We start from the raw sequence: 5567 nt of genomic DNA on the forward strand, positions 1-5567 counted from the left end.
CTTTTTGGTTGATTTGCGGGGGGGTGCTATTTTCCCGCACCCTATGGAGTGGAGTATCTTCGCCGCTGTAAGGCTTAGCTTCCAGGTTCGGAATGGTACTGGGCGTTTCCCTTACGCTATGCCCCCCGCAAAAAGGGGCCGTCACACACTAACCAGTCCAACCCCAAGGGGGGTTCATGGTTTGTGTGGGTGGGTTATTAGTGAGTTTGCATAGTGATTGCTTGCAATCAATACGTTGTGCGTGGCTAATAAACTTGTTTCACCTACCAACACCCCCAAAAAAGGGTGTGGCCTGTGTCGTTACATGAATACCAGTCAACATTTGTTTGTGTTGAAAGATTGTTTTAGTGTCGGCCGATTAGTGCCAGTTAGCTATAAAACACGTTACCGTGCTTCCACTCCTGGTCTATCAACCCAGTAGTCTACTGGGGGCCTTCACACACCAAAGTGTGTTGGAAACCTAATCTCAGAGATGGCTTCCCGCTTAGATGCTTTCAGCGGTTATCCAACCCGAACGTAGCCAACCAGCGGTGCCCCTGGCGGGACAACTGGTATACCAGAGGTTCGTCCGTCCCGGTCCTCTCGTACTAGGGATAGATCTCTACAAGTTTCCTGCGCGCGCAGCGGATAGGGACCGAACTGTCTCACGACGTTCTAAACCCAGCTCGCGTACCGCTTTAATGGGCGAACAGCCCAACCCTTGGGAGCGACTCCACCCCCAGGATGCGACGAGCCGACATCGAGGTGCCAAACCATGCCGTCGATATGGACTCTTGGGCAGGATCAGCCTGTTATCCCCGGGGTACCTTTTATCCGTTGAGCGACCACGCTTCCACAAGCCGTGGCCGGATCACTAGTTCCGACTTTCGTCCCTGCTCGACTTGTCAGTCTCACAGTCAAGCTCCCTTTTACACTTACACTCAACACCTGGTTACCAACCAGGCTGAGGGAACCTTTGAGCGCCTCCGTTACCATTTAGGAGGCAACCGCCCCAGTTAAACTACCCACCAGGCACTGTCCCCAAACCCGATCAGGATTCGAGGTTAGATGCACATTAATATCAGAGTGGTATTTCACCAATGACTCCACTAACACTAGCGTGCCAGTCTCATAGTCTCCCACCTATCCTACACAAACACTAACGAACACCAATACCAAGCTATAGTAAAGGTCCCGGGGTCTTTCCGTCCTGCTGCGCGTAACGAGCATCTTTACTCGTAGTGCAATTTCACCGAGCTCATGGTTGAGACAGTAGAGAAGTCGTTACGCCATTCGTGCAGGTCGGAACTTACCCGACAAGGAATTTCGCTACCTTAGGATGGTTATAGTTACCACCGCCGTTTACTGGGGCTTCAATTCAAAGCTTCACACAAAAATGTGTTGACCTTTCCTCTTAACCTTCCAGCACCGGGCAGGCGTCAGTGCGTATACAGCGCCTTACGGCTTAGCACGCACCTATGTTTTTAATAAACAGTCGCTTCTCTCTATCCTCTGCGACCCCTAGACGCTCGCCACCGCTAAGGTGGTTCACCCCCAAGGGTCCCCCTTCTTCCGAAGTTACGGGGGCATTTTGCCGAGTTCCTTAACCATGATTCACTCGCACGCCTTAGTATTCTCTACCTAACTACCTGTGTCGGTTTAGGGTACGGGCGGCTTTGACCCTCACGTCGAGGCTTTTCTTGACAAAACAGGCTCACCACTAAACCCCAAAAAAGGGGTTCCCATCACGCCTCACCTATAAAGTTCCCGGGTTTACCTAGGAACAGGCCACACGCTTAGACACACACAACCACCGGTGTGCAGCAGCTACCACTTTGCGTCACCCCTGTTAACACGCTCACCATAAACACGCTCACACAAACGACTAAACACAAACCAGTATCAAACCCCCGAAAGGGCCCAAAACCTTATCATGCCAGTGGCAAGTACTCACTGCTGTAAATGATGTTGGACGGATCAAAAGCCGGTACCAGAATATCAACTGGTTATCCATCGACTACGCCTGTCGGCCTCGCCTTAGGACCCGACTAACCCAGGGAGGATAAACCTAGCCCTGGAACCCTTAGTTATACGGCGGAGGGGATTCCCACCCCTCAAATCGCTACTCATGCCTGCATTCTCACTCCCCCACAATCCACAGCCAGTTCACACTGCTGCTTCACCTCATGAGGGACGCTCCCCTACCCAACAAAACAAATGTTTTGATGTCACGGTTTCGGCGGTGTACTTCAGCCCCGCTACATTGTCGGCGCGGAATCACTTGACCAGTGAGCTATTACGCACTCTTTCAAGGATGGCTGCTTCTAAGCCAACCTCCTGGTTGTCACTGCAACTCCACATCCTTTCCCACTCAGCACACACTTAGGGGCCTTAACCGGTGATCTGGGCTGTTTCCCTTTCGACTATGAAGCTTATCCCCCACAGTCTCACTGCCGTCCTAACACTAATGGCATTCGGAGTTTAGCTGATCTCAGTAACCCAAAGGGCCCATTAACCAACCAGTGCTCTACCACCACCAGGCAACAAACGACGCTGCACCTAAATGCATTTCGGGGAGAACCAGCTATCACGGAGTTTGATTAGCCTTTCACCCCTACCCACAGCTCATCCCCCCAGTTTTCAACCTAGGTGGGTTCGGTCCTCCACAGCGTCTTACCACTGCTTCAACCTGGCCATGGGTAGATCACTCCGCTTCGGGTCTAGAACACGCGACCAAAAACGCCCTATTCAGACTCGCTTTCGCTACGCCTACCCCACAACGGGTTAAGCAAGCCACATGCCACTAACTCGCAGGCTCATTCTTCAAAAGGCACGCCATCACCCCCACACAACCAAAGCTGCGCATAAGGCTCTGACGGCTTAAAGGCATCCGGTTTCAGGAACTATTTCACTCCCCTCCCGGGGTACTTTTCACCATTCCCTCACGGTACTATTCACTATCGGTTATCAAGAAGTATTCAGGCTTACCAAGTGGTCTTGGCAGATTCACGCAGGATTTCACGAGCCCCGCGCTACTCGGGCACCAAACCAAACCAACACGCACACAAACCACCTACGCGACTATCACGCTCTCCGGTCAACCATCCCAGGCTGTTCAACTCCATGCACGCACCAGCCATACTTCCCAGCGAAGAAGTATGTATCATGTCTGGCCCCACAACACCGCATGCGCAACCCTCGCTGAGTATCACACACACACGGTTTAGCCATCATCCGCTTTCGCTCGCCACTACTAACGGAATATCTCTTCCTATGGGTACTAAGATGTTTCACTTCCCCACGTTCCTCCCATACTGGCTACTCAACTCACCAGCAGGTAACACCCCATTACAGGTGCTGGGTCACCCCATTCAGAAATCCCCGGATCAACACTCGCTCGTCAACTCCCCGAGGCATATCGCAGACCGCCACGTCTTTCATCAGCTCTTGATACCAAGGCATCCACCGAACGCCCACAAAAACTAAAACAAACCAACAAAACCAACACCCAAAAGTGTCAGCCCTGAAAGTCCAAAATGAACCACCCACCCCCCAAAAAAGAAGGGCGGACAAAAAATTCAACAAACAAAATCACACAAAATAAAGATGCAAACAACCACTATACAATTCACCAACAACCCACACCCAACACCACCACCCCCAAAAAAAGGGGGAAGCAAGTATTGAACGTAAACCCGATAGTGTGCCCCAGGCCCAACCCCCACAAAAAGAGATCAGACCCAGAAAAATGCTCAAAAATGAGTGAACCCAACCAACCCAACAATGTTGGCCGCATCAACCACCACCGCGGCAGCCAATGACTAACAAAACAAAACCCCTCAACAATCCACCACAAAACACCCAACCCAACGATGAATGCCCAATGAACTAAGAAGGCTCCTTAGAAAGGAGGTGATCCAGCCACACCTTCCGGTACGGCTACCTTGTTACGACTTCGTCCCAATCGCCAGTCCCACCTTCGCACGCTCCCCCCCAAAAGGGTTAGGCCACGCGCTTCGGGTGTTACCAACTTTCATGACGTGACGGGCGGTGTGTACAAGGCCCGAGAACGTATTCACCGCAGCGTTGCTGATCTGCGATTACTAGCGACTCCACCTTCACGAAGTCGAGTTGCAGACTTCGATCCGAACTGAGACCGGCTTTAAGGGATCCGCTCCACCTCACGGTATCGCTTCCCTCTGTACCGGCCATTGTAGCATGCGTGAAGCCCAAGACATAAGGGGCATGATGATTTGACGTCATCCCCACCTTCCTCCGAGTTAACCCCGGCAGTCTCCCATGAGTCCCCACCATAACGTGCTGGCAACATAGGACAAGGGTTGCGCTCGTTGCGGGACTTAACCCAACATCTCACGACACGAGCTGACGACAACCATGCACCACCTGTACACCAGTATCAAAGAGACCCCTACTTCTAGGGGCTTCCGGTGTATGTCAAGCCTTGGTAAGGTTCTTCGCGTTGCCTCGAATTAATCCGCATGCTCCGCCGCTTGTGCGGGCCCCCGTCAATTCCTTTGAGTTTTAGCCTTGCGGCCGTACTCCCCAGGCGGGGAACTTAATGCGTTAGCGCCGGCGCAGAACCCATGACAGGCCCCACACCTAGTTCCCAACGTTTACAGCGTGGACTACCAGGGTATCTAATCCTGTTCGCTCCCCACGCTTTCGCTCCTCAGCGTCAGTAATGGCCCAGAGATCCGCCTTCGCCACCGGTGTTCCTCCTGATATCTGCGCATTCCACCGCTACACCAGGAATTCCAATCTCCCCTACCACACTCAAGCATGCCCGTACCCACCGCACTACCACAGTTAAGCTGCGGAATTTCACGACAGACGCGACACGCCACCTACAAGCCCTTTACGCCCAATAAATCCGGACAACGCTCGCTCCCTACGTATTACCGCGGCTGCTGGCACGTAGTTAGCCGGAGCTTCTTTACCTCATACCCTCAACAACACCAAAGTATTGCCTTGGTCAAAAGCGAAAAAGGTTTACAACCCGAAGGCCTTCATCCCTCACGCGGCGTCGCTGCATCAGACTTCCGTCCATTGTGCAATATTCCCCACTGCTGCCTCCCGTAGGAGTCTGGGCCGTATCTCAGTCCCAATGTGACCGGTCACCCTCTCAGGCCGGTTACCCGTCAAAGCCTTGGTAAGCCATTACCCCACCAACAAGCTGATAAGCCGCGAGCCCATCCCCCACCAGAAAAACCTTTCCAACAAACCACATGCGCGGAATGCAGAATAATCAGTATTAGACACCCTTTCAGGTGCTTATCCCAAAGAAGGGGGCAGGTTACTCACGTGTTACTCACCCGTTCGCCACTAACCACACACAACAAGTTGCATGCAGTCCGTTCGACTTGCATGTGTTAAGCACGCCGCCAGCGTTCGTCCTGAGCCAGGATCAAACTCTCCAACAAAAACTGTTGCAGAAAAACCACCACCAAAAAAGACGGCAGCCATCCCAACCAAAAAAACACCAACAAAAACAAAGAATTTATTGAGTACACTCAAAAATCAAACAAAAAAACACACTATCAAGTTCACAAACAACACCCACACAAAAA

3 rRNA genes are annotated in these 5567 nt (G+C 52.2%); all 3 read right to left on the reverse strand.

The features are described from left to right. Positions 1-13 precede the first annotated feature (13 nt). Positions 14-130: ribosomal RNA gene (gene rrf, locus CS903_RS09130) — 5S ribosomal RNA — on the reverse strand. A 209-nt stretch (positions 131-339) separates the two neighbouring features. After that, positions 340-3468, reverse strand: a 23S ribosomal RNA gene (locus CS903_RS09135). A 416-nt stretch (positions 3469-3884) separates the two neighbouring features. Beyond that, a 16S ribosomal RNA gene (locus CS903_RS09140) occupies positions 3885-5420 on the reverse strand. Together the 16S, 23S and 5S rRNA genes form the textbook arrangement of a ribosomal RNA operon. Positions 5421-5567: the final 147 nt, after the last annotated feature.

The organism is Actinomyces minihominis, from assembly GCF_900187855.1.
GTDB classification, from domain to species: domain Bacteria; phylum Actinomycetota; class Actinomycetes; order Actinomycetales; family Actinomycetaceae; genus Scrofimicrobium; species Scrofimicrobium minihominis.